Annotated in this window: 19 protein-coding genes; 9 read left to right on the top strand and 10 right to left on the bottom strand. The window is 71.2% G+C overall.

All coding sequences use genetic code 11. The features are described 5' to 3' along the window. Positions 1-150 precede the first annotated feature (150 nt). Both ACFP2T_RS09470 and ACFP2T_RS09465 read left to right on the top strand, forming a co-directional pair. Positions 151-2,322, top strand: a complete 2,172-nt coding sequence (locus tag ACFP2T_RS09470; protein WP_377419778.1) for a Xaa-Pro dipeptidyl-peptidase — start codon at positions 151-153, stop codon at positions 2,320-2,322. 204 nt (positions 2,323-2,526) lie between these two features. Beyond that, positions 2,527-3,873 carry a TolB family protein gene (locus tag ACFP2T_RS09465; RefSeq protein ID WP_377419776.1) on the top strand — a complete coding sequence of 449 codons (1,347 nt, stop codon included), beginning with the start codon at positions 2,527-2,529 and terminating at the stop codon, positions 3,871-3,873. 21 nt (positions 3,874-3,894) lie between these two features. Here the strand turns inward: ACFP2T_RS09465 and ACFP2T_RS09460 are convergent, their stop codons facing one another. Together ACFP2T_RS09460 and ACFP2T_RS09455 are read right to left on the bottom strand one after the other, a co-directional pair. Beyond that, positions 3,895-5,139 carry a PP2C family protein-serine/threonine phosphatase gene (locus ACFP2T_RS09460; protein WP_377419775.1) on the bottom strand — a complete coding sequence of 415 codons (1,245 nt, stop codon included), beginning with the start codon at positions 5,137-5,139 and terminating at the stop codon, positions 3,895-3,897. After that, complete coding sequence (locus ACFP2T_RS09455; RefSeq protein ID WP_377419773.1) at positions 5,136-5,975, bottom strand: alpha/beta fold hydrolase; 840 nt, start codon at positions 5,973-5,975, stop codon at positions 5,136-5,138. Before ACFP2T_RS09455 ends, ACFP2T_RS09460 begins: the two co-directional genes overlap by 4 nt. Before the next feature lie 111 nt (positions 5,976-6,086). Here ACFP2T_RS09455 and ACFP2T_RS09450 point away from each other — a divergent pair, with 111 nt between their 5' ends. After that, positions 6,087-6,899 (top strand): transglutaminase-like domain-containing protein, encoded by an 813-nt coding sequence (locus tag ACFP2T_RS09450; RefSeq protein ID WP_377419771.1) that lies wholly within the window; start codon positions 6,087-6,089, stop codon positions 6,897-6,899. A gap of 83 nt (positions 6,900-6,982) precedes the next feature. On the opposite strand, the gene ACFP2T_RS09445 is transcribed toward ACFP2T_RS09450, so the two are convergent. Then, positions 6,983-7,996 (bottom strand): zinc-dependent alcohol dehydrogenase, encoded by a 1,014-nt coding sequence (locus ACFP2T_RS09445; protein WP_377419769.1) that lies wholly within the window; start codon positions 7,994-7,996, stop codon positions 6,983-6,985. Positions 7,997-8,161: 165 nt separating this feature from the next. Here ACFP2T_RS09445 and ACFP2T_RS09440 point away from each other — a divergent pair, with 165 nt between their 5' ends. After that, the gene (locus ACFP2T_RS09440) at positions 8,162-9,877 is read left to right on the top strand and encodes an IlvD/Edd family dehydratase (RefSeq protein ID WP_377419767.1); all 1,716 of its coding nucleotides are present in this window, start codon (positions 8,162-8,164) and stop codon (positions 9,875-9,877) included. Between the two features lie 83 nt (positions 9,878-9,960). Here ACFP2T_RS09440 and ACFP2T_RS09435 read toward each other — a convergent pair whose 3' ends face one another. Further along, a complete protein-coding gene (locus tag ACFP2T_RS09435; protein WP_377419765.1) occupies positions 9,961-10,920 on the bottom strand; it encodes a LysR family transcriptional regulator in 960 nt (319 codons plus the stop codon). 107 nt (positions 10,921-11,027) lie between these two features. Between ACFP2T_RS09435 and ACFP2T_RS09430 the strand changes: the two genes are divergently transcribed. The 3 genes from ACFP2T_RS09430 to ACFP2T_RS09420 all read left to right on the top strand — a co-directional run bounded on the left by ACFP2T_RS09430 (position 11,028) and on the right by ACFP2T_RS09420 (position 14,070). Beyond that, positions 11,028-11,978 (top strand): serine hydrolase, encoded by a 951-nt coding sequence (locus ACFP2T_RS09430; RefSeq protein WP_377419763.1) that lies wholly within the window; start codon positions 11,028-11,030, stop codon positions 11,976-11,978. A 446-nt stretch (positions 11,979-12,424) separates the two neighbouring features. Beyond that, positions 12,425-13,060 (top strand): TetR/AcrR family transcriptional regulator, encoded by a 636-nt coding sequence (locus ACFP2T_RS09425; protein ID WP_377419761.1) that lies wholly within the window; start codon positions 12,425-12,427, stop codon positions 13,058-13,060. Beyond that, on the top strand, positions 13,057-14,070 hold the full coding sequence (locus tag ACFP2T_RS09420) for an abortive infection protein (RefSeq protein ID WP_377419759.1): 1,014 nt from the start codon (positions 13,057-13,059) through the stop codon (positions 14,068-14,070). The genes ACFP2T_RS09425 and ACFP2T_RS09420 overlap by 4 nt, the downstream gene beginning before the upstream one ends. Before the next feature lie 55 nt (positions 14,071-14,125). Here ACFP2T_RS09420 and ACFP2T_RS09415 read toward each other — a convergent pair whose 3' ends face one another. Then, positions 14,126-15,160 carry a Bug family tripartite tricarboxylate transporter substrate binding protein gene (locus ACFP2T_RS09415; RefSeq protein ID WP_377419757.1) on the bottom strand — a complete coding sequence of 345 codons (1,035 nt, stop codon included), beginning with the start codon at positions 15,158-15,160 and terminating at the stop codon, positions 14,126-14,128. 247 nt (positions 15,161-15,407) lie between these two features. Here ACFP2T_RS09415 and ACFP2T_RS09410 point away from each other — a divergent pair, with 247 nt between their 5' ends. After that, positions 15,408-16,982 carry a sensor histidine kinase gene (locus ACFP2T_RS09410; RefSeq protein WP_377419755.1) on the top strand — a complete coding sequence of 525 codons (1,575 nt, stop codon included), beginning with the start codon at positions 15,408-15,410 and terminating at the stop codon, positions 16,980-16,982. Next, the gene (locus ACFP2T_RS09405; RefSeq protein ID WP_377419753.1) at positions 16,979-17,653 is read left to right on the top strand and encodes a response regulator; all 675 of its coding nucleotides are present in this window, start codon (positions 16,979-16,981) and stop codon (positions 17,651-17,653) included. Before ACFP2T_RS09410 ends, ACFP2T_RS09405 begins: the two co-directional genes overlap by 4 nt. 30 nt (positions 17,654-17,683) lie before the next feature. On the opposite strand, the gene ACFP2T_RS09400 is transcribed toward ACFP2T_RS09405, so the two are convergent. The 5 genes from ACFP2T_RS09400 to ACFP2T_RS09380 all read right to left on the bottom strand — a co-directional run bounded on the left by ACFP2T_RS09400 (position 17,684) and on the right by ACFP2T_RS09380 (position 22,129). Next, positions 17,684-19,234: a tripartite tricarboxylate transporter permease gene (locus tag ACFP2T_RS09400; RefSeq protein WP_377419751.1), complete on the bottom strand. Its 1,551-nt coding sequence runs from the start codon at positions 19,232-19,234 to the stop codon at positions 17,684-17,686. Then, a complete protein-coding gene (locus ACFP2T_RS09395) occupies positions 19,231-19,797 on the bottom strand; it encodes a tripartite tricarboxylate transporter TctB family protein (RefSeq protein ID WP_377419749.1) in 567 nt (188 codons plus the stop codon). The genes ACFP2T_RS09400 and ACFP2T_RS09395 overlap by 4 nt, the downstream gene beginning before the upstream one ends. Beyond that, complete coding sequence (locus tag ACFP2T_RS09390) at positions 19,797-20,831, bottom strand: Bug family tripartite tricarboxylate transporter substrate binding protein (RefSeq protein ID WP_377419747.1); 1,035 nt, start codon at positions 20,829-20,831, stop codon at positions 19,797-19,799. Before ACFP2T_RS09390 ends, ACFP2T_RS09395 begins: the two co-directional genes overlap by 1 nt. Before the next feature lie 189 nt (positions 20,832-21,020). Next, positions 21,021-21,344, bottom strand: coding sequence for a nuclear transport factor 2 family protein (locus ACFP2T_RS09385; protein ID WP_377419745.1), 324 nt, complete (start codon positions 21,342-21,344; stop codon positions 21,021-21,023). A gap of 149 nt (positions 21,345-21,493) precedes the next feature. Continuing rightward, a complete protein-coding gene (locus tag ACFP2T_RS09380) occupies positions 21,494-22,129 on the bottom strand; it encodes an NAD(P)-dependent oxidoreductase (RefSeq protein WP_377419744.1) in 636 nt (211 codons plus the stop codon). Positions 22,130-22,158 lie beyond the last annotated feature (29 nt).

Here is a 22,158-nt window from a genome sequence, read left to right as displayed (position 1 = left end):
TTCCGTCAACTGTCTGGTGCCGTCGACCGCGACATACCGCTACGGTCTGGTGACCGAGCGGCGTCGTCGGCAGGCAACCGGTCCTACCCGGCGGCGGACCGTCCCGGCGCCGATCACTGTGACCTGGTCCGACGACGGGAAGGAATTCCGATGAGGCGTGGGAACGCACGCTTTCGGTTCGCCGCCCTGGTAGCCGTTTCGTGCACCGTCGTCCTGGCCGCCGGTACGGGGCTCGCCGGACCGGCCGCCGCCGATCCGTCAGGTGCCGATCCGGTGGGTGTCGGGCCGGCGGATGTCGGGCCGGCGGGTGTCGGGCCGATCTTCGTCGATGGGCAGGCCCAGATTGTTCCGGAGTTCGCCGATCCGAGCACGTGGATCCGTCAGCGGCTGTGGGTCGAGACCGGGTTCGACTCCGACGGCGACGGGCGGCGCGACCGGATGCACGTGGACGTCACCCGGCCCGGACCGACCGCCGACGGACTGAAGGTGCCGATCGTCTACGAGACGAGTCCCTACTACGCCGGCACGGCGTCGACCCAGCGGCAGTACTTCTGGGACGTCACCCACGAACTCGGTCAGCAACCCCCGGCCCGGATCTCACCGCCGCCGATCGCACACCAGCCGGACCGTACCGCCGTGTCGACCAGCGAGGTCAGCACCTGGGTACCGCGTGGCTTCGCGGTGGTGCACTCCGACTCTCCGGGTACGGGGCTGTCGCAGGGGTGCCCGACGGTGGGCGGTCGCAACGAGTCCCTGGCGCCCAAGGCGGTCATCGACTGGTTGGCCGGCCGGGCCAAGGGTTACTCCAGTGTCGACGGTGGAGCGGAGATCTCGGCGACCGGCTGGTCCACCGGCAAGGTCGGGATGACCGGTACGTCGTACAACGGGACCCTTCCGCTGGCCGCGGCGAGCACCGGGGTCAAGGGTCTCGGAGCGATCATCCCGATCGCGCCGAACACCTCCTACTACCACTACTACCGCTCCAACGGCCTGGTCCGGAACCCGGGCGGCTGGGTGGGGGAGGACATCGACTACCTCTTCGACTACATCAGCAGCGGGTACCCGGACCGCCGCGAGTACTGCGCCCGGCACGTCCGGGTCGACGAGATGAACAGGTTCCAGGACCGGGCGAGCGGCGACTACAACACGTTCTGGGCCGGGCGTGACTACCTGAACGTCGTGGGGAAGGTCAGGGCCGCCACCCTGATGGCGCACGCCTTCAACGACTGGAACGTGGTGCCGGAGCACAGCGTCCGGATCCACGCGGCGCTGAAGGCACAGGGTACGCCGGTGCAGGCGTACTTCCATCAGGGTGGACACGGCGGCGCCCCGCCGCTGGACCTCCGCAACCGGTGGTTCACCCGATACCTGTACGGCGTCCGGAACGGCGTCGAGCGCGACCCCCGGGCGTGGATCGTGCGCAACGAGACGGGCCCGAGCCAGCTCACGCCGTACGCCGACTACCCCAATCCGGCGGCGGCGCCGGTCACCCTGACGCTGCAAGCCGGTGGTGGTACCAGCGGTGGGCTGACCTCGTTGGCCCGGCCCGGCACCGGAACCGAGCAACTGGTCGACGCCGGTCACGACGCCTGCAACGCCGGCATCCTGGCCAGCACGGTGTCGGAGAACCGCCTGCTCTACGTGACCCCGGAACTCACCGCGCCGCTGCACATCTCCGGTACGCCGCAGGTGAAGCTCCGGCTGGCGGCGAGCAGGCCGGCGGCGAACCTGTCGGTGGCGCTCGTGCGCCTGCCGTGGACCGGGGCCGCCCAGTGCGAGTCGAGCACCCGGGGGGCGACGACCAGCATCATCACCCGGGGTTGGGCCGACCCGCAGAACCACCGCTCGCTGTGGCGTTCCGAGCCGCTCAGACCCGGGAAGTTCGTCGAGATGACCGTGCCGCTCCAGCCGGACGACCAGGTCACCCCCGCCGGTCAGCGGATCGGGCTGATGATCTGGTCGACCGATCACGAGTTCACCCAGCATCCCGCTCCGGGCACGGTGCTCACCGTCGACCTCGCGGCGGCGTCCGTCGCGCTTCCCGTCGTCGGCGGGCCGTTGGCGATGCCGGTCTGCGCCGAGCGCGACGCCCGGGAGACCGTCGTGATCGGTGGTGTCGACAGCGGCGTACCGAACGGGGCGTTGGCCGGCGCCTGCACGATCAACGACCACATCCTCGACGCCGAGCAGTGGTCGAACCATGGCCGGTTCGTCAGGCACGTGACCGAGGTCGGCAACCAACTTGTCGCCGCCGAGGTGATCACCGCACGGCAGCGTTCGGCCATCATCCGCGCGGCCGCCAGATCCGGCGTCGGTAGGTAGGCCGGGACGCCGGCACGACGCAGAAGCATCGGAGTCCTGCCCGCCGTGCCTCGGTCGACCGGCGGCGGCTGGCGCTGGTGAGCCAGGCGCCTGCGCACCGTGGATGCCGAAACCAGACAGCGTTGCCGAATGAGTTTGCCGAACAAATGGCGGATCTGGTGGGACCAACAGGGTGACAGGTTCACCCGACAGAGGAGATCCGCCATGCATCGTCTACCAGCACTACCGCACGCCGACAGGAGTTGCCGCCGGGCCATCGCCGCGATCTGCGCCGGGCTGGCGGTCGGGACCGCAGGGCCACCGGCCGGGATGGCTCAGGCGGCCGAATCGGGTACCCGAACCAGCCGGGCCAGCGTCGCGACCGCCGGAACGCAGGCCAACAGCTACAGCCTGGGCCACGCCATCAGCAGCGATGGTCGGTACGTGGCCTTCGACTCGGCGGCGTCGAACCTGGTGCCGAGGGACACGAACGGCGCGAGCGATGTGTTCCTTCGTGACCGCGAGCGGGCTACGACCATCCGGGTCGGCGTGTCGCGCGATGGTGGGCAGGCCAACGGCAACAGCGCCGAGCCGACGATCAGTCCGAATGGTCGCTACATCGGCTTCACCTCGATCGCATCGAACCTGGTTCCCGGTGACTCCAACGAGGTCGAGGACGTGTTCCTCAAGGACGTGGGGACCGGTGCGGTCAGCGCGGTAACGGTGAGCGGCGTCAATGGGCCGGCCAACGGGAGCAGTTTCGGACCGGCGGTCAGCGCCGACGGCCGGTACGTCACCTTCTCCTCGTACGCGTCGAACCTGGTGCCCGGCGACACCAACAGCGCGCCGGACGTGTTCGTCCGGGATCTGCGGGCCGGCGTGACGACCAGGGCCAGTGTCTCCGACGCCGGAGAGCAGGCGGACGACGGCAGCTATGAGCCGGCGATCGATGCCGACGGCCGGTACGTCACCTTCTCCTCCTCCGCCTCGAACCTGGTGCCCGGCGACACCAACAGCGCGCCGGACGTGTTCGTCCGGGACCTGCGGGCGGGCGTGACGATCAGGGTCAGCGTGTCCGACACCGAGGAGCAGGCCAACGGGTGGGGCAGTTACGGACCGGCGATCAGCGCCGACGGGCGCCGAATCGTGTTCACCTCGAACGGGTCGAACCTGACCGTCAACGACACCAACGGTGTCATCGATGTGTTCGTCCGCGATCTGCGGGCCGGCACCACCAGGCTGGTCACCGTCTCCAGCGCAGGCGCCCCGTCGAACACCAGCGCCTGGAATCCGGTGATCAGCGCCGACGGTCGGTACGTCAGCTTCGCCACCGACGCCACGAACCTGGTCGCCGACGACACCAACGACACCGAAGACGTCTTCGTCCGCGACCTCTGGACCGGTGTGACCAGCAGAGTCAGTGTGTCCGGTGCCGGCGCACAGGCCGACGCCCCCGCCCACGGGCCGGCGATCAGCGGCGACGGACGGCATGTCAGCTTCATCTCCCGGGCGACCAACCTGGTCCCTGGCGACACCAACGACGAACTCGACGTCTTCGTCCGCCACCAGTGAGCGCCCTCTCGTCCAGCGGCGCTAATGGTCGGCGGGCGGGGCCGTCATTCCGAGTGCCATCACGGCGACGTCGTCGTCGGGGCCGTCGCCGAACGTGGCCAGCAGGTCGGTGAGGGCCCCGACGACGGCCGGGGCGGTGGTCGGTGACAGGTCGCTGACGAAGGCGAGGAGGGCGTCGCTGCCGTACCGGCCGTCGGGGGTGTCGGCCCGGGCCTCGGTCAGCCCGTCGCTGTAGAGGACCAGCGTGTCACCCGGTGCCAGCGGGACGGTCCGGGTGACGATGCGGGCCTCGGGAAGTACGCCGATGAGGGTTCCTCCCGTGGTCGACTGGTACGCGGCGGTGCCGTCGGCACGGAGCAGCAGTACCGGGGGATGGCCTCCGCTGGCGAGGGTGGCCGTGTACCCGGCACCGTCGGGGACGAGGATGCCGAAGACGACGGTGCAGTGGCGGTGTCGCTCGGTGCGGTATTCCTGGTAGAGCACGGAGTTGAGGTTGGCGAGCACGGCGGCCGGTGTGGGGTCGTAGACGGCGGCGGCGCGCAGCGTGTAGCGGGCGGCGGCGGTGACGGCGGCGGCGTCGATGCCCTTGCCGCACACGTCGCCGAGGAAGAATCCCCATCGGCCACCGCTGAGCGGGAACAGATCGTAGAAGTCGCCGCCCACCTCTTCGGGAGAGGCCATGTGGTAGTACGCGGCGGCCTCCATCCCGGCCGGATCGGGTAGCGACGCCGGCAGGAGGCTGCGCTGGAGTCTGCCGACGAGGAGCTGGAGACGCTCCCGTTCGCGTTCGGCGACCTGCCGGGCCCGCAGGAGTTCCTGCTCGTAGGCGCGGCGGTCGCGGGCATCGAACACGATGAGGCGATTCAGCAGCGGTTGGCCGTCGCCACCGGTCTTGACGCTGGCGGTGACCAGCACCGGCAGTCGCGCGCCATCCGCCGCCCGCAACTCCAGGGCGATCCCGCTGATCTCGCCCTGGAGTTGCAGCAACGGCGCGAAATGGGTTTCGTGGTAGAGCTTGCCACCGACGGTGAGCAGATCGGTGAAGCGCAGGCGCCCGACCAGTTCGTCCCGGCGGTAGCCGAGCCAGTCGAGCAGCGTGGCGTTGACCTTGACGATGGTGCCGTCCAACGACGTGGACAGGTTTCCACACGGCGCGTTGTCGTACAGGTCCTCGATGTTGTCCTCCAGCATGGCCGGGAACGCCGCGTGCGGTGAGCTGGCGGGTGGATCGGGGCGTTCCGGAACCTGGCCGGCAGGACCGGTCACCGGTATGCGGCCGCGAAGGATGCGATGGCTGCGGCGGTCGCGTCCGGCGCGCTCAACTGGGGGCAGTGGCCGGTGGCGTTCAGGGTGACCAGTTGACTGCCGGCGATCTGCGCGTGCACGAACTCGCCGACCTCGGCCGGGGCTATCGCATCATTGGCGCATTGCAGGACCAGCGTCGGCACGCTCACCTTCGCCAGATCGTCACGGTTGTCGGAAAGGAAGGTGGTCCGGGCGAAGGCGCGGGCGATTACCGGATCGGTGCGGCAGAAGCTGTTGGTCAACTCCTGGCCCAGTTCGGGGCGGTCCGGATTTCCCATGATCACTGGAGCCATCGCCGCCGACCAGCCGAGGTAGTTGCTGTCCAGCGACTCCAACAGCTCCGCAATGTCGTCATGGCTGAACCCGCCCCGGTAGCCGACGTCGTCGATGTAGCAGGGTGACGGGGTCAGCAGCACGAGGGCGGCGAACAGGTCAGGCTCCCGGTTCGCGGCCAGTACGCCGATCATGGCGCTGACCGAGTGCCCGACGAACACCACCCGCCGCAGGTCGAACTGGTGGCAGATCTGCAACACGTCGTCGGCATAGCCGTCCAGGGACGCGTACCGGTCGGCGTTCCAGGCGGATAAATCTGACTTACCCGAACCAACGTGATCGAAAAGTAGCAAACGGAATTGCTCCCCTAATTCGGGCACCACTCGTCGCCACATGTTCTGGTCGCAGCCGAAGCCGTGCGAGAGCATGAGCACGGGACCATTGTCCCGACCGGCGAAGGCGACATTGCTTCGCCTGCGTACATCCATGTGGTCATCCTCGCACCGGATGCCGACGTCGGTCATCCGGCGGGTATCGGACGAACAACGCCATCGATCCCCGCCGCCCCTGAATCGCGGCCCGAGATCGGCCCCGCTGGTAACGCGCCTGAAACATCGTGCCCGGACGATTCGACTATGAGATCGCGGCGGGTGGTGGTGGGTTGCGAGTTCGTCTATGTCGCGGCGATCGACACCCCGGCCGTCCTACAGGTCGAACCGCGTGACGCGGCGCCGGTCACCCTTCAGAGCCGTGGCTGGACGAAGGAGCCGGGGCTGCGGATTCGGAGCTACACCGACATCTACGGCAACCCGTGCGCCCGACTCGTCCTGCCCGCCGGCCGCTCGACGTTGCGCTACGACGCCTCGGTGCTGGTACCCGACGCGACCGAGCCGGCCGACGAGGACGCGCCCGAGCTGATGCCCGAGGAGCTTCCCGACGACGTTCTCATCTACACCCTGCCCAGCCGATACTGCCTGCCCGACATGCTCGGCGACGAGTCATGGTCCCGCTTCGGCGCCATGCCGACGGGCTACTCCCGGGTGCAGGCGATCTGCGACTACGTCAACAGTCACCTGACCTTCCAGTACGGCAGCAGCAGCCCGCAGTCGACGGCGGTCGACGTCAACGCCTCCGGATTCGGGGTGTGCCGCGACTTCACCCACCTGGCCATCTCCTTCTGCCGGGCGCTGAACATCCCGGCCCGGTATGTCTTCGGGTACCTGCCGGACATGGACGTGCCGCCGGACCCGGCGCCGATGGACTTCGCCGCCTGGATGGAGGTCTGGCTGGGCGACCGGTGGTGGACCTTCGACCCGCGCAACAACCGCCGCCGTAAGGGCCGGATCCTCATCGGCCAGGGGCGCGACGCCTCCGACGTGGCGATGGTGACCACGTTCGGCGCGCCACTGCTGGAGTCGATGACGGTCCACGCGGCGGAGGCGACCTGACCGAGCCGTCGGCGCCGGGCAGCCGTCAGCGCCGGGCAGCCGTCAGCGCCGGGCCGTCAGCGCCTGACCGTCGGCGCCGGGAGTCAGCGTCGCGGGTCTACGTGGATCTTGGGTGCGTCGCCCCATTCGGGTCGGCGGGCGCCGGCGAGCACGGCGGCGACCTCGTCGAGTCCGACGGTGGCGGCGACGAGTGGGCGCGGGTCGACCGCTCCCGACGCGTACAACTCCACTGTCCGGGGGAAGGCGCCCGAGGCGCTGAGCACACCCACCGCGGTGACGTCCTTGAGCGCGAGGGCGCGGGTGTCGAGCAGGCTCGGCTGGCCCGCGAGCCCGACGTACACCACCCGACCTCCCGGCTCGACGAGTTCCGCGGCGAGCGCCGGCAGCGCGGCGGCGTTGGAGGCGTCGATCACGGCGTCCCAGGGCAGCTCCGGCAGCGTCTCCCTGGTCCACACGTCGCCGAAGCCGATCGACTCGGCAAAACTGAGCGAGGCGGCGCTACGCCCGAGCAGGTGCACCTCGACACCGTGCGCGGCGGCGATCTGGGCGGCGAGCAGGCCGATGGTGCCCGGGCCGAGCACCAGGAGTCGCCGGCCGGGCCGCAGGTCCGCGCCCTGCACGGAGCGTAGGGCGTTCCCGCCGGGCTCGACGAGGGCGCCGAGCGCCGCGTCCACCGCGTCGGGCAGGACCTGTAGGGCCGTCACGGGTACGGGCACCCGTTCCGCGAGGGCTCCGGGCCAGCCGTGGCGGATGCCGATCTCGTACCGGTCCGCGCAGACGTGCTGACGACCGCTGAGACACCGGTGGCACTGTCCACAGCCGAGCATGGTGTCACCGGTGACCCGACGTCCCCGCCATGCCGGGTCGACACCGTCGCCGACGGCGGAGACCGTCCCGGACCACTCGTGCCCGATCCTCACGGGGTATCGCGCCTGCCCGGTGTGCAGGTACGACATCTCGCCGGTGAAGAACTCGACGTCGGTGCCGCAGACACCGGCCTGCTCGACGTCGACGACCACGCCGCCGGGAGCGGCCTCGGGCGGCGGCACGTCCTGGACCTCGGCCCGACCCGGTCCGGTGATGACGAAGGCCCGCATCAGCGCGCTCCGTGACGCGGGAGGGCGAGCCGGACGAACCCGTCGCCGTGCCCGTGGCGGCCCCGGGACTTCCCGCTGGCGAAGCCGGTCCGGCACAGCGACGCCACTCGGGTACGGTACCGACATTCCAGATGCAGGACCAGCGTTCCCATAAGCGGAAATTCGATGCCTGAGACTCGTAGCAGCCAGTGGTACTCCGGTCAGGACCGCAACGCCTACATCCACCGCGCATGGATGCGTCGCGGCCTACCGAACTCGGCGTTCGAGGGCCGCCCGCAGATCGCCATCGCGAACACCGCCTCCGACCTCACGCCGTGCAACAGCCACCTGGGCGAGGTCGCCGAGCACGTCAAGCAGGGCATCTGGGAGGCCGGCGGTGTCCCGCTGAACCTGCCGGTGGTCTCGCTCGGCGAGACGCAGATGCGGCCGACCGCGATGCTGTGGCGCAACATGGCCGCGATGGCGACCGAGGAGATGCTGCGGGCCAACCCGATCGACGGCGTCGTGCTGCTCGGCGGCTGCGACAAGACCATTCCCGCTCTGCTGATGGCGGCGGCGTCGGTGGACCTGCCCGCCGTGCTCGTTCCCGGCGGCCCGATGCTCACCGGCACGTTCCGTGGTACGCCACTGGGCTGCGGCACCGACGTGTGGCGGCTGAGTGAGGAGGTCCGCGCCGGTACGCTCAGCGAAGCGGCGTTCCTCGACTCGGAGTCCTCGATGATCCGCAGCCGGGGACACTGCAACACCATGGGCACCGCGTCCACGATGGCGCTGCTCGCCGAGGCGCTCGGCGCCGTACTGCCGGGAACCGCCGGGATCCCGGCCCCGGACAGCCGGCTGCTGGCCCGCTCGCATCAGACCGGCCGGCTGATCGTCGAGATGATCTCCGCCGACCGCCGGCCGAGTCGGATCCTCCGCGCGGGGTCGTTCCACAACGCGATCGTCGCGCTCGCCGCGATCGGCGGCTCCACCAACGCGGTGGTCCACCTGCTCGCCATCGCCGGCCGGCTCGGGATACCCCTCACCCTGGCCGACTTCGACCGGATCGGCGCCGACGTGCCGCTGCTGGTCAACCTGCAACCGGCCGGAAAGTACCTGATGGAGGACCTGCACCGGGCCGGCGGGCTCGCCGCCGTGCTGCGCGAGGTGGTCGACCTGCTCGACCCGGACGCGATCGACGTCACCGGTCGACCGTTCGTCGAGTCCCTCGCCGACGCGCGGATCTGGGACCCGGACGTCGTCCGGACCCGGGACGTCCCGATGCGACCGAACGCCGGGATCGCCGTGCTGTACGGCAACCTCGCCCCGAGCGGCGCCATCATCAAGCCGGCGGCGGCCAGTGCCCACCTGCTGCGGCACCGTGGCCGCGCGGTGATCTTCGACTCCGTCGAGGACCTGCACGCCCGGATCGACTCGCCCGACCTCGACGTGGACGCCGACTCCGTGCTCGTGCTGCGTGGCTGCGGCCCCCGGGGTTACCCCGGCATGCCCGAGGTCGCGAACATGCCGCTGCCGACCAAACTGCTGCGGCAGGGGGTCCGGGACATGGTCCGGATCTGCGACGGCCGGATGAGCGGCACCGCGTACGGCACCGTCGTGCTGCACGTGTCGCCCGAGGCGGCGGCCGGCGGTCCCCTCGGCCGGCTGCGTACCGGCGACTGGATCACCCTCGACGTGCCGGACCGGCGGGTGTCGGTGGACGTGCCCCAGCAGGAATTCGACACGCGACCGCCGTCGCCGGCCCTCGTCGGCGCGCTCGCCCGGCCCAGCCGGGGCTGGGAGAAGCTCTACGTCGACACCGTGCTCGGCGCCGAGGTCGGCGCGGATCTCGACTTCCTCGTCGGCTCCAGCGGCGACCGGGTCTCGCGCGAGTCCCACTGACCGGCGGCGGACACCGAGGACGGGCGGTGGACACCGGAAACCGGCGGTGGACACCGAAAACCGGCGGTGGACCGGAACGCGGGTCAGCCGACCGCGTCGAACAGGACCGGCCAGGGGCGGGGCGCGGCCCCGGCCGGCGGCGCCGGAAGCCCGGGTTCGGTCTCGGCGAGGACCTCGGCGGCGAGCTGGCCGAACATCGGTGCGGCGGGATGCGGGGCGTGCCCCGGCCAGGCTGGCGAGGTGCGCTTCACCAGCGGGGTACCGCTGATCGGCCGCCAGGCGATCCGGGGCTCCCGGCGGGCGAGCGCCTCCGGCTCCACCGCGACCGCCCCACCGGCCAGCACGAGGCCGAGGAGGAACTCCGGGCTCCGCGCCGGACGTACCCGGGCCGGTACGAAGTGGTGCCGCCGGCAGACGTCGAGCAGGTACCCGTGCCAGCCGGGCGCCGTGGCGGCGGGCGCCGTGATCAGGTCGAGCCCGGCCAGCGCCGCCAGTTCGACCTGCCGGTCCCGGGCCAGCGGCGAGGTCCGGGGCAGCAACACCCCCAGGGGTACGTCGACCGTGGTGCCGAGGTGCAGCCCGTCGGCGTCGACCGGGTGGTGGATCAGGCCCACGTCGAGCAGTCGATCGGTCAGCATCCGGGTCTGCTCGCCGCTGGTCAGTTCGTGCAGCTCCACCTCAAGGCCGGGCGCCCGGGCGGTGAGCCGGTCCAGCAACTCACGCAGGACAACCGCGGACGTCTCCGGTGGCACCCCGGCGCGGAGCACGCCCAGTGTGCCGTCCCGGACCTGCCGCATGAGGTTGCGCAGCCGCTGCTGGCCGGCGAGCAGTTCCTCGGCCTCGCCGAGCAGCAACTGACCGGCGGTGGTGAGCCGTACCTGCCGCTGGGACCGGTCGAACAGCTCCGTCTCCAACTCCCGTTCCAGCCGTTGGATCGACTGGCTGAGCGGAGGCTGCGCCATCCCGAGCAGTTCGGCGGCCCGCCCGAAGTGCAGCTCGTGGGCGACGACCACGAAGTTCCGCAGGTGTCGGAGCAGGTCCACGACGCGATGGTATGCCAGTGCCGCGTACCGGCCGGTGCCCCGGCCGGGTCCATGCCGGCCGTCACCACGCCGGGGTGGGTGGTCGGGGTGCCGGATAACGTGCCTGGATGGCAGTGGAGGAGTTGATCGAGGGCGTCTTCGCCCGGGCCGGGGTGACCGCCAGCCTGCACGTCGTCGACGTGGACAACGCCGGCACCGGGGTCGTCGGTCGGGAGGTTGCGGTCCGGGCGGACGAGCAGGTGGTGATCGCGTCGATCTTCAAGATCCTGCTGGTGCTGGAGTTCGCCCGGCAGGTCGCCGCGGGTCAGCTCGATCCCCGGGAGCGCGTCCTCGTCCGGGCCGCCGACCGGCTCGGCGGCTGGGGGCTCGCGGGCTGCGCCGACGACGCCGAGGTGTCGTTGCGGGATCTCGCGTACTTCGCCATGTCGGTCAGCGACAACACCGCCGCCGACCTGCTGCTGCGCCGGGTGGGTGCGGACGTGTTGCCGATGCTCGCCGCCGAGCTGGGGCTGCCCCGGACCCGGATTCTCGGTGGCCCCCGGCAACTGGTCGAGACGATGCTCGCCGACGTCGGAGCCCGTACCGAGGCGGAGTTCGCCCGGATCTTCCCGACCATGTCGGCGGAACGGATCCGCGCGATGCGGGTCTTCGACCCGGCCCACACGACGTCGAGCACCGCTCGGGAGATCACCCGGCTGCTCGGCCTCGTCTGGCGGGACGAGGCGGCTCCCGGCGCGGCCTGCGAGATGGTCCGGGAGTGGATGTCCCGGCAGCTCTCCTGGACCCGGCTCGCCGCCGGCTTTCCGCCCGGTGTCCGGGTGGCGGCCAAGTCCGGCACGCTACCCGGGCTGCACCTGGAGGCCGGGGTCGCCGAGTACCCCGACGGCGGCCGGTACGCGATCGCGGTGTTCGCGCGCAGCGACCGGCTCGCCGTTCGCCGGATCGACGTCGACCTGGCCATGGGCGAGGCCGCCCGGATCGCCGTGGAGGTCCTGCGCGCCCCTGGATTGGCCGCCGACCGCGATCTGCGTAGGGGAGCGGACCTGGACGGATCTTGACCGCGAAGTGCGATTCGATCAACATGGCCGAGTGTTCGATACGCCACCGGTCCGTCCGTTGTTCGTCACGCCGTCCGGGGCGGAGGTCGCCGGCTTCCAGGCCGAGGGCCCTGCGCACCAGCTCTCCTGATTACGCGGCGACGCTCCGCGCCGAGCTGGCCGGCGAGGGGGTGTGGCCGGAGGATCCGGAACGACGCGGGTTCGGCCTGCCCTACGGGTGGAACGGGCAACAGCCGGCAGTACAACGACGGCGAGTACGACAACTACCTCGCCGACACTCTCACCGACCTGGCCGCCAGCCTGCTGAACGCCCCGGTCTGGCGCATGTGGTGGGACTGACCACGGCTGTCCCCTGACACTGCCGTCGCAGTCTGGTTGTTCTCCCGCCGCGCGTTGCCGGGTCATGACGTCTGGACAATGTAGGCCGATCGGCCTACCGTCAGTCCATGCGGTCTGAAGGTAGTCCGAGCGGACGGAAACGGAACCCGATCATCGAGGAGGCCCGGCGACGGCAGATCGTCGACGCCGCGATCGAGACGGTCGCCGAGGTGGGCTACGCGCATGCATCACTGGCCCGCATCGCGCAACGCGCCCAGACCAGCAAGAGCGTCGTCTCCTACCACTTCGCCGGCAAGGACGAGCTGCTGGAACAGGTGGTCACGCAGATCTACGGCGACTCCTGGGCGTTCATCGAACCCCGGCTGGTCGCCCAGTCGAGCGCGGCCGGCAAGCTGGCCGCGTACATCGAATCGAACATCGCGTACATGCACGCGCGCCGGGCACATCTGCTGGCGGTGGTGGACGTCGTCGGCAACCACCGCACCGCTGACGGCCGGCTGCGATTCGAGCCCAGCACCGACGAGTCGGTGCTGGCGCTCCTCGGCGAGATCCTGCGCACCGGACAACGCGACGGGGAGTTCCGGGACTTCGACCCTCGGCTCGTCGCGGTGACCGTCAGTCAGGCGATCATCGGCGTGCTCGGCGCCTGGGTGGCGGACCCGACGGTCGACCTGACCGCGTACGCCGCCGAACTGGTCACCCTGTTCGACCGGGCCACCCGAAGCCAGGGGAGGACGACATGAGCCTGACCTACCGAGGCGTCAACTACGACACCGGCACCAACTACGGAGCCGGCGGCGCGCTGTCCCGCCACGTGTGGCGACCGGAGCTGGTCCGGCTGGAGATCCAGGCCATCCGGAACGAGTTGCACTGCGACTCCATCGGCATCTTCGGCACCGACCTCGACCGGCTCGTACAGGCGGCGACGATCGCGCGGGAACACGGCCTGCACGTATGGCTGCAACCCCGGCTGGTCGACGCGGACCGGCAGCGGATGCTCGACCACCTCGCCGAGGCGGCCGGCGCCGCCGAGGAGCTGAGGCGGCAGCACTCGGCGGTGACGCTCAACGTCGGCTGCGAGCTGACCATATTTTCCGCCGGCATCATCCCCGGGGCCACCTACCAGGAGCGTGGGGCGCGACTGGCCTCACCCCGGACCTGGCCGCTGCTGCCCTGGTACAACCGCAGGCTCAACTCGCTGCTGGCCCGAGCCGCCACGGTCGCCAGGTCCTCCTTCCAGGGCCGGCTCACCTACGGCGCGGGGCTCTGGGAACAGGTCGACTGGCGTCCGTTCGACATCGTCGGCCTGGACTACTACCGGGTCCGGTTCAACCGGCGACGGTACGCGGCCAACCTGCGCAGGCACCTCCGGCACGGCAAACCGGTGGTCGTCGTGGAGTTCGGCTGCGCCAGCTTCGCCGACGCGGTCGAGAAGGGGCCCGCCGCACACGAGATCATCGACTGGAGCGGCGACGTGCCGCAGGTCGGCGGCGGCCACCAGCGGAACGAAGAGGTCCAGGCGGAGCAGCTCGGGGAGCTGATCGACATCTACGAGGCGGCGGGCGTCGACGGCGCGTTCGTCTTCGAATTCATCGAGCCGAGCCACCCCCACTCCGACGATCCCCGGCGCGACCTGGACATGGCCGGCTACGGCATCGTGAAGGTGCTTCCCGGCCAGGAGCCGGAGACGTACCGCTGGGAGCCGAAGGCCGCGTTCCACACCGTCGCCCAGCGCTACGCGGCCGGCGACTGAACAGTTGCCCGGCGCTGTGGGGTCGGGCTGCTGACCAAGCCGGCAGCTCGGGTGCTCATCCGCCGGACCGGGGCACGGCCGCCGTGGCGGGCGGGTTCAGGCCGAGCCCGTCGAGCGCGTGCGCGAGGCGGTCGTTCTCGGCCCGGAGGAAGTCGCCGAAGGCGGGCCCGTCGAGGTACGCGTCGGTCCAGCCGTACTTCGCCAGGACCGCCCGCCACTGCGCGGAGCCGTGCAGCCGGGCGACCATGTCACGCAGCGCGGCGACGTCACGCTCGCGGAGTCCGGGCGGCGCGACGATGCCCCGCCAGTTGGTGAAGACGACGTCGACGTCGCGCTCCCGCAGGGTCGGCGCGTCCGTGCCGGGGATCCGGAACTCGCTGGTCACGGCGAGCACCCGGAGCTGACCGGAGGCGATCTGGTCGGCGTACTCGCTGCGGCCGGAGACGCCGAAGTCGACCTGGTGGTCGAGGATCGCGGCGAGCAGGTCACCGCCGCCGTCGAACTGCCGGTAGCTGACCCGGCGGGGCGGGATGCCGACGGCGTCCGCGATCAGCATCGGGGCGAGATGGTCCGGTCCGCCGGCGGACGAGCCGCCACCGACCGGCACCGAGGCCGGATCGGCCCGCCAGGCCGCGATCAGCTCGGTGAGATCGTGGTACGGCGAATCGCGGGTCACCACCACGATCGCCGGCTCCTCGATCAGCCGGGCGACCGGGGTGGTGTCCTGCAGGGTGACCCGGGGGCTCCAGGCGTACTGGCTGCCCACCACACCGAGCCCCATCAGCATCATCAGGCGCGGGTTGCCGCGTTCGTAGCCGAGTCGCCGGAGCCCGACCACGCCCCCGCCGCCGGGCAGGTTGAAGACCTCCACCCCACGGGCGATGCCGGCATCCGCCAGCGTCTTGGCGGCGGTGCGGGCGGTCACGTCGTAGCCGCTGCCCGGCGCGTTCGGCACCAGCACCCGCAGTCCGGCCGACCCGTCGTCGGACCGGCCGGCGCAGCCCGCCCCGACGGCCAGCAGGACGATGACGCCGACCGACACCAGCGAGCGGGTCAGCCGGCGCGTCGTGCGAGGTGTCGTACGGGCCATCCGCCGATCCTCTTCGCCCGGCGACCCGTTGTCACCACCTCGGCCCCGGTAGTTTGCCGGTTGACGTCGGCGCTGGCCAGGTGGAAGCTTCCGTCGTTGCCCCGGGCGGGCGCGGGCGGCGCCCTGCCGTGCCGAGCCCGGACGGGAGGCGGACCGGACCGGGCCGGACGGGCCGGTGCGGCGTCGGAGCGGTCCGGACGGTGCGGCGTCGGGGCGGTGCGGCGTCGGGACGGGACGAGGAGGAGCGATGCGGCAGCGGATGTCCCTGGCCGGCCAGTTCCTGCTGTTGCAGCTCGGCATCGTCCTGCTGGTGGTGGGCGCCGTCGCGGCCGTCTCGATCGCCGAGGCCGACGCCGCGTTCCGGCGGGACGAGGGTTCGCGGCTGCGTTCGGTCGGAGAGAACGCGGCGATCAACCGGACCGTACGGATCAGCATCGGCGACCCGCACGGTCAGGAGGCGCTGGCGGCGGTCGCGGAGAGCGCACGGGCGGTCTCCGGTGCCTCGTACGTCCTGATCGCCGACGCCACCGGCAAGCTGGTCACCGGCCCCGACGCCGGATCGCCGATGGTCCTCGGCGGCAGCGACGGCCTCTCCGGGCGGTCCTGGGTCGGTGTGGTCAACGACGGTTCCAAGGCGCTGGTCGCACACGTGCCGGTGCTCGACGAGCGGGACGGGGGCTTCCTCGGCCTGATCGTGGTCGGCCAGACCTATCCGACGCTGCCGGAGCAGCTCGCGGCCGGCGTCGCCAATCTGATCACCTATCTGCTGCTCGGCGGGGCGCTCGGGGTGGCCGGCTCGTTGCTGCTGGCCCGCCGGGTGAAGCGGCAGACCCTCGGGCTGGAGCCGCGCGAGATCACCGGTCTGGTCGAGCACCGGGAGGCGATGCTGCACGGCATCAAGGAGGGCGTGCTCGGCACCGACACGGCCGACCGGGTGACGCTGGTGAACGACGAGGCGGTACGGCTGCTCGGCCTGCCGGCCCTGCCGGTGGGCCAGTCGCTGCACGCCGAGCCGATGGAGCCCCGGCTGCGCGACGTGCTGACCGGCCGGGTCACCGGAGTCGACCAGATCGTGCTCAGCGACGACCGGGTCCTGGTGCTCAACCGGCGGCCGGTGCTGGTCCGGGGCCGGCGGGTCGGTTCGGTGACCACGCTGCGGGACCGGACCGAACTGACCGCGCTCCGCCGCGAACTGGACGTCAGCCGGCACACCACGGACACCCTGCGGGCGCAGGCGCACGAGTTCTCGAACCGGCTGCACACCATCGCCGGCCTGATCGAACTCGGCGAGCACGACGAGGTGATCCGCTACATCACCCGGGCGAGTCAGGTGCACGAGGAGCTGAACCGGGACGTCACCCGGCTGATCCGGGACCCGGCGCTGGCCGCGCTGCTGATCGCCAAGGCCAGCCTCGCCGCCGAGCAGGGCGTACAGCTGGCGATCTCGGCGGAGTCCGACCTGCCCGCCGTCGACGAGAAGCTCGCCGTCGACCTCGTGACCGTGGTCGGCAACCTGGTCGACAACGCGCTCGACGCGCTCGGTCCCGGTGGCCGGGTGGAGGTCGCGATCGGAGTGGTCGGCGCGGAGGTCCTGGTCCGGGTCAGCGACTCCGGGCCGGGCGTACCGGCCGAACTGGTCGAGGAGGTGTTCCGGCAGGGCTACAGCACGAAGGACGCGGCCCGGGGCCACCACGGGCTCGGGCTGGCGCTGATCCGGCTGATCTGCCAGCACCGGGGCGGCAGTGTCGAGGTCGAGGGAGCGGCGTTCCGGGCCCGGCTGCCGCTCGTCGCCGCCGCCCCGGTCCTGGGAACACCCGCGTGATCCGGGTGCTGGTCGTCGACGACGACTTCATGGTCGCGAAGGTGCAGTGCGGTTTCGTCGAGCGGACGCCCGGGTTCGGTGTCGTCGGGGTGGCGCACAGCGGTGTCGAGGCGCTGGACGCGGTGCACCGGCTGCGGCCCGACCTGGTGCTGCTCGACATCTACCTGCCGGACCTGTCGGGCCTGGAGGTGCTGCGCCGGCTGCGCGAGGGCGAGGTGGTGGTGGACGTGCTCGCGGTGACCGCCGCCCGCGACGTCAGCACGATCCGGACCGCCCTGCGCGGCGGGGTCGTGCACTATCTGATCAAGCCGTTCACCTTCGACGCCCTGCGCGACAGCCTGGAACGGTACGCCGCCGCACAGCGCCGGCTCACCGGCTCGCGGGAGGTGGCGCAGGACGACGTCGACCGGCTCTTCGTGGCGCTCCGGCCGACCCCGATCGAGTTGCCCAAGGGGCTCACCCAGCCGACCGCGGACCTGGTCGCCGCGGCACTGCGGGCGGCCGGCGGTGACCTGTCCGCGACCGAGTGCGCCGACCGGGTCGGGCTGTCCCGGGTCAGCACCCGCCGCTACCTGGAACACTTCGTCGGCTCCGGCAAGGCCGGGGTGAGCCTGCGCTACGGCTCCGCCGGCCGACCGGAACGACGCTACCGGTGGACCGGCGGAACCTGACCTGCTCACCCTGCTCGGTCGTCCCCACCCTCAGTCGTCCTCGCCGAACGCGAGGCGCCGCGCCGAGGCGGGGGAGCGGCCCCGCAGCCGCGCGACGATCCGGGGCAGGAACGGCACGAGCACCGCGACGACGACCAGCCCGAGCAGCACCGCGGTCAGTGGCCGGGTGACGAAGACACTCAGGTCCCCGTTGGAGAGCACCAGCGTGCGCCGGAACTGCAACTCCATCATCGGGCCGAGGATGGCGCCGAGGATCACCGGTGCGATCGGGAACTCGAAGTGCCGCATGAAGAACCCGATCACCCCGATGCCGTACGCGATCAGCACCTGGATGACGCTGTTCGTCGCCGCGTACACGCCGAGGGTCGCGAAGACCAGGATGCCGGCGTACAGCATCGGCCGGGGAATCTGGAGGACCCGTACCCAGAGCCGGATCAGCGGCAGGTTCAGGGCGAGCAGCAGTACGTTGCCGACGTAGAGGGAGGCGATCAGCGCCCAGACCAGTTCCGGTGACTTGTCGAAGAGTTGCGGGCCCGGTTGCACGTTGAAGTTCTGGAACGCGGCCAGCATCACCGCCGCGGTGGCCGAGGTGGGGATGCCCAGGGTCAGCAGCGGCACGAGTACGCCGGAGAACGCCGCGTTGTTCGCCGCCTCGGGACCGGCGACGCCCTCGATCGCGCCCCTGCCGAACTCGGCCCGGTTCTTCGCCCGGTGCCGTTCGTAGGTGTAGGAGAGGAAGGTGGGGATGTCGGCGCCGCCGGAGGGAAGCGCCCCGAACGGGAAGCCGACGGCGGTGCCGCGCAGCCAGGGCCGCCAGGAGCGGGACCAGTCCTGCCGACTGAGCCAGCCGAAACCACCGCCGCCCGGCTCCAGCGGGGTCACGTGCTCGGGCAACCGGCGGAGCCGGCTGGCCACGTAGAGCGTCTCGCCGATGGCGAAGAGTCCGACGATGATGACCACCACGTCGATGCCGTCGAGCAGTTCCAGGGTGCCGAAGCTGAACCGGGCCTGGCCGGTCAGTTCGTCGAGCCCGACCAGCCCCAGGAACAGGCCGAGGCAGAGCGAGATCAGCCCGCGTACCAGGGAGCGGCCGACCAGCGCGGTGACCGCGACCATCGCCAGCAGGGCCAGCGCGAAGTAGTCCGCCGCGCGGAACGAGGTGGCGAGCGAGGCGACCGGTTTGGCGAAGAGGGTGAGCAGGAGCGTCGAGATGGTCCCGGCGACGAACGAGCCGATCGCCGCCGTCGCCAGAGCCGCCCGGGCCCGTCCGCGCCGGGCCATCTGGTACCCCTCGATCGCGGTCGCCACCGAGGCGGACTCGCCGGGGGTGTTCAGCAGGATCGAGGTGGTCGACCCGCCGTACATGGCGCCGTAGTAGATGCCGGCGAACATGATGAACGTGCCGATCGGGTCGTCCAGGCTGAACGTGACCGGCAGCAGCAGCGCGATGGTCAACGCCGGGCCGATCCCGGGCAGCACCCCGACGAAGGTGCCGAGGGTGACGCCGATCGCCGCGTAGAGCAGGTACTGCGGTTCGAGCACGGTGCCGAAGCCGCTCAGGAGGTCACCGAAGACGTTCACAGCGGCAGCACCCCGGCCGGCAGCGTGATGTCGAGCCCCAGGGTGAAGCCGTAGTAGACGCCGACCGCCAGCGGCACTCCCACCGCGACGTCGCGGAGGCTGTGCCGGCTACCGAGGATCCGGGCGCAGACGACGAAGAACACGGCCGAGGCGAGCACGAAACCGACCGGCGCGAGGAGTAGGACGTAACCGAGCAGCGCCGCGCAGAGCAGGGCCGGAGTGAGCCACTGTACGGCCGGTACCGGCTCGCCGTCGGAGTCGGCGACGTCGTCCGGCTCGGCGGTGTCGGGCTCGGCGGTGTCGGGCCCGGACCGCCAGCTCGACGGTCCGAACTGGACGGCCAGGTACCAGATGGCGAGCACCACCCAGCCGATCGTCACCACCACCGGGGCCAGCCACGGCCCGTGCGGCGAGAAGTCGCCGTCGGCGGAGTCGTACGCCGTCCAGAGCAGGAAGAGCCCGACCGCCAGCAGTACGGCGCCGAGGATCCTGGCGCCCCAGGGCACCGGAGGAAGGGCGACCTCCTCGACCGCCCCTCCCCGGGTATCCGCGTCCGACGACATCAACCTGCCAGCCCGATCTCGGTCAGCACGTCCGTGATCCGCTTGGTCTCCTCGTCGAAGTAGCTCTTCGCCTCGGCACCGCTGCGGTAGAAGTCGTCCCACTTCTGTGCGGCCAACGTCTGCTTCCACTGCTCGGAGGCGTGCAGCCGGTCGATCAGTGCGATGATCGCCGCCTGTTCGCCGTCCTTGATACCCGGAGCGGCGACGAGGCCTCGCCAGTTCATCAGCTCCACCTCGTACCCGGACTCCTTGATGGTCGGGGTGGGCTTGCCGGCGCCGACGTCGATGCCGGCGGCGCCGGAGACCGCCAGGGCCCGGACCTGGCCACCCGCGACCAGGTCGGCGTATTCGCTGGCGCCGGAGACCGCAGCGGTCAGGTCGCCGGACAGCAGCGCCGCCTTGGACTCGCCGCCGCCGGAGTAGGCGACGTACTTCATCGCCTTCGGGTCCGCACCGGCGGCCTTCGCGAGCAGCCCGACCAGGATCTGGTCGGTACCGCCGGCCGAGCCGCCACCCCAGTTGATCGACGCCGGGTTCGTCTTGGCGTCGGCCATCAACTGCTGCAGGGTGGTGTACTTCGAGTTCGCCGGTACGACGATGACCTCCTGCTCGGCGGTGAGCGTGGCGATCGGCGTGACCTGGCCCAGGTTGACCGGTGACTTGTTGGTCACCACGCCGCCGATCATCACCAGCCCGGTCACCATGAGCTGGTGCGCGTCGCCCCGGTTCTTCGTCACCAACTGGGAGAGGCCGAGGGTGCCGCCCGCACCGGTCACATTGGTCACCTCGACCGACTCGGTGACCAGCTTGGCATCGGTCAGCGTCTTCTGGAGCGCCCGCGCGGTGCTGTCCCAGCCGCCGCCGGGCGCGGCGGGAGCCATCAGCTGGATGGTCTTGGTGGGGTACTTCGCCACCGTGCCGTCGCCGCCCCCGTCGCCGTCCTTGGCACAGGCGGCGGACGAGAGCAGGAGCAGGGGTACGCAGGCGAGGGTCGCGATCCGCCGCCGGCCTCCCGCGCTTCGAAGGTCTGTCATCGGTATCTCCTCGGCAGGAATGCGCATCTGTTGCCGCCGCGTTGCCGCTGCGTTGCGTAGATGCTTCCGGCCGAGGTGACACCCGTCACCGTTACGGTCGTGGAGTTCGTTGTGGTCTTTGTGGTCACGGACCGACGGGCACGGTCCCGGGAACTCCGGGACCATGCCCGTCGGTGCCGACGGCAGGCGTCAGGCGCGGATGGTCATCCGCGCCACCCGGTCGCCACGGACCTGGAAGGAGAAGTGGCTGGGCCCGTTGAAGCCGTTGCCGCCCACCTCGGCCGTGATCACCGTTTCGTCGCCCCGCTGTTCCACGTCCTGGACGGCCAGGCTGACCTGCTTGCCGATGAACTCGGCGTCGCTCCAGGCGCGGATCTGGGCCGCGCCCCGGAACTCGCGTCCCCAGTCGTCGACGACGCCGTCCTCGGTGAATCCGGCGAGGAACGCCGACAGGTCGTTACGGTTGGCGGCGTCCACCAGCGCCTGGACCTCGGGTCCCAGTTCGATCGTCACGGGTTGCGCCCTCCGCGCTCAACGACTGCGGTCCGCAACTCCGTACCGCACGGACAGCACCATATCCGCCGACCACCGGCCACCGCCGGCAGACCGGATTACCAGCCGGAATGTCCCGTCGGCCGGTCCCGGGCGCTCTCCCGCGGCCATCAGCCCGCCTCGACACCCAGATGCGTACGGTGATGCCGGGGAGCGTCGATCTCGTCGAGCAGGGCGATGGCGAAGTCCGGATAGGTGATCCGGCTGGCGGCGTCGCCCGGTGCCGTACGGTACCGGCCGGTGCGCGCGCCGCCGTGGTCGAAGTCGCCGGCCGGGCTGACGATCAGCCAGTCGAGTTCGGTGGTCGCGGTGCTGAACACCGCCGCCCCGGCCGCGTGCCCCAGGAAGAACGAGCGGTACTCCTGCGGGTAGCCGGGCGCGTCCATCAGCGCCACCCCGGAGGCGTCCGCCAGCAGCGATGCCAGGCCGACCACGATCAGCCGGTCCGCGCCGGCCTTCGGCAACCCGTCGACCAGGGCACGGGCGGCGCCGGTGAAGAAGGCGCCGGGTTCCGCGCCGGCATCGTAGACGGCGCTGATCGCGGCATCGTGGCCGTCGGCGAGCCGGGCCACGCCGTCCGGATCCGTGACGTCGCCGGCTTCGACATGTACGCCGTCGGCGGCCAGTTCGGGGTGACGGGCCGGATCACGCACGACGGCGGTGACCCGATGGCCCCGTCGACGTGCCTCCGCCACGGACGTACGCCCGGCCCTGCCACCCGCACCGAAGACCACGATCCTGCTCATCCGGCCACCTCGTCTTCCGGGCCGGGCCC

The sequence above is a fragment of the Plantactinospora solaniradicis genome (assembly GCF_042658085.1).
Classification (GTDB): Bacteria; Actinomycetota; Actinomycetes; order Mycobacteriales; family Micromonosporaceae; genus Plantactinospora; species Plantactinospora solaniradicis.
This window is presented reverse-complemented; position numbering and strand designations above follow the sequence as displayed.

Excerpts from the sequence above, each read along its gene's own strand:
- ACFP2T_RS09470 (WP_377419778.1), top strand. The coding sequence starts at position 151 with ATGAGGCGTGGGAACGCACGCTTTCGGTTCGCCGCCCTGGTAGCCGTT.
- ACFP2T_RS09465 (WP_377419776.1), top strand. The coding sequence starts at position 2,527 with ATGCATCGTCTACCAGCACTACCGCACGCCGACAGGAGTTGCCGCCGG.
- ACFP2T_RS09455 (WP_377419773.1), bottom strand. The coding sequence starts at position 5,975 with ATGACCGACGTCGGCATCCGGTGCGAGGATGACCACATGGATGTACGC.
- ACFP2T_RS09450 (WP_377419771.1), top strand. The coding sequence starts at position 6,087 with ATGAGATCGCGGCGGGTGGTGGTGGGTTGCGAGTTCGTCTATGTCGCG.
- ACFP2T_RS09445 (WP_377419769.1), bottom strand. The coding sequence starts at position 7,996 with ATGCGGGCCTTCGTCATCACCGGACCGGGTCGGGCCGAGGTCCAGGAC.
- ACFP2T_RS09440 (WP_377419767.1), top strand. The coding sequence starts at position 8,162 with ATGCCTGAGACTCGTAGCAGCCAGTGGTACTCCGGTCAGGACCGCAAC.
- ACFP2T_RS09430 (WP_377419763.1), top strand. The coding sequence starts at position 11,028 with ATGGCAGTGGAGGAGTTGATCGAGGGCGTCTTCGCCCGGGCCGGGGTG.
- ACFP2T_RS09425 (WP_377419761.1), top strand. The coding sequence starts at position 12,425 with ATGCGGTCTGAAGGTAGTCCGAGCGGACGGAAACGGAACCCGATCATC.
- ACFP2T_RS09420 (WP_377419759.1), top strand. The coding sequence starts at position 13,057 with ATGAGCCTGACCTACCGAGGCGTCAACTACGACACCGGCACCAACTAC.
- ACFP2T_RS09415 (WP_377419757.1), bottom strand. The coding sequence starts at position 15,160 with ATGGCCCGTACGACACCTCGCACGACGCGCCGGCTGACCCGCTCGCTG.
- ACFP2T_RS09410 (WP_377419755.1), top strand. The coding sequence starts at position 15,408 with ATGCGGCAGCGGATGTCCCTGGCCGGCCAGTTCCTGCTGTTGCAGCTC.
- ACFP2T_RS09395 (WP_377419749.1), bottom strand. The coding sequence starts at position 19,797 with ATGTCGTCGGACGCGGATACCCGGGGAGGGGCGGTCGAGGAGGTCGCC.
- ACFP2T_RS09390 (WP_377419747.1), bottom strand. The coding sequence starts at position 20,831 with ATGACAGACCTTCGAAGCGCGGGAGGCCGGCGGCGGATCGCGACCCTC.
- ACFP2T_RS09380 (WP_377419744.1), bottom strand. The coding sequence starts at position 22,129 with ATGAGCAGGATCGTGGTCTTCGGTGCGGGTGGCAGGGCCGGGCGTACG.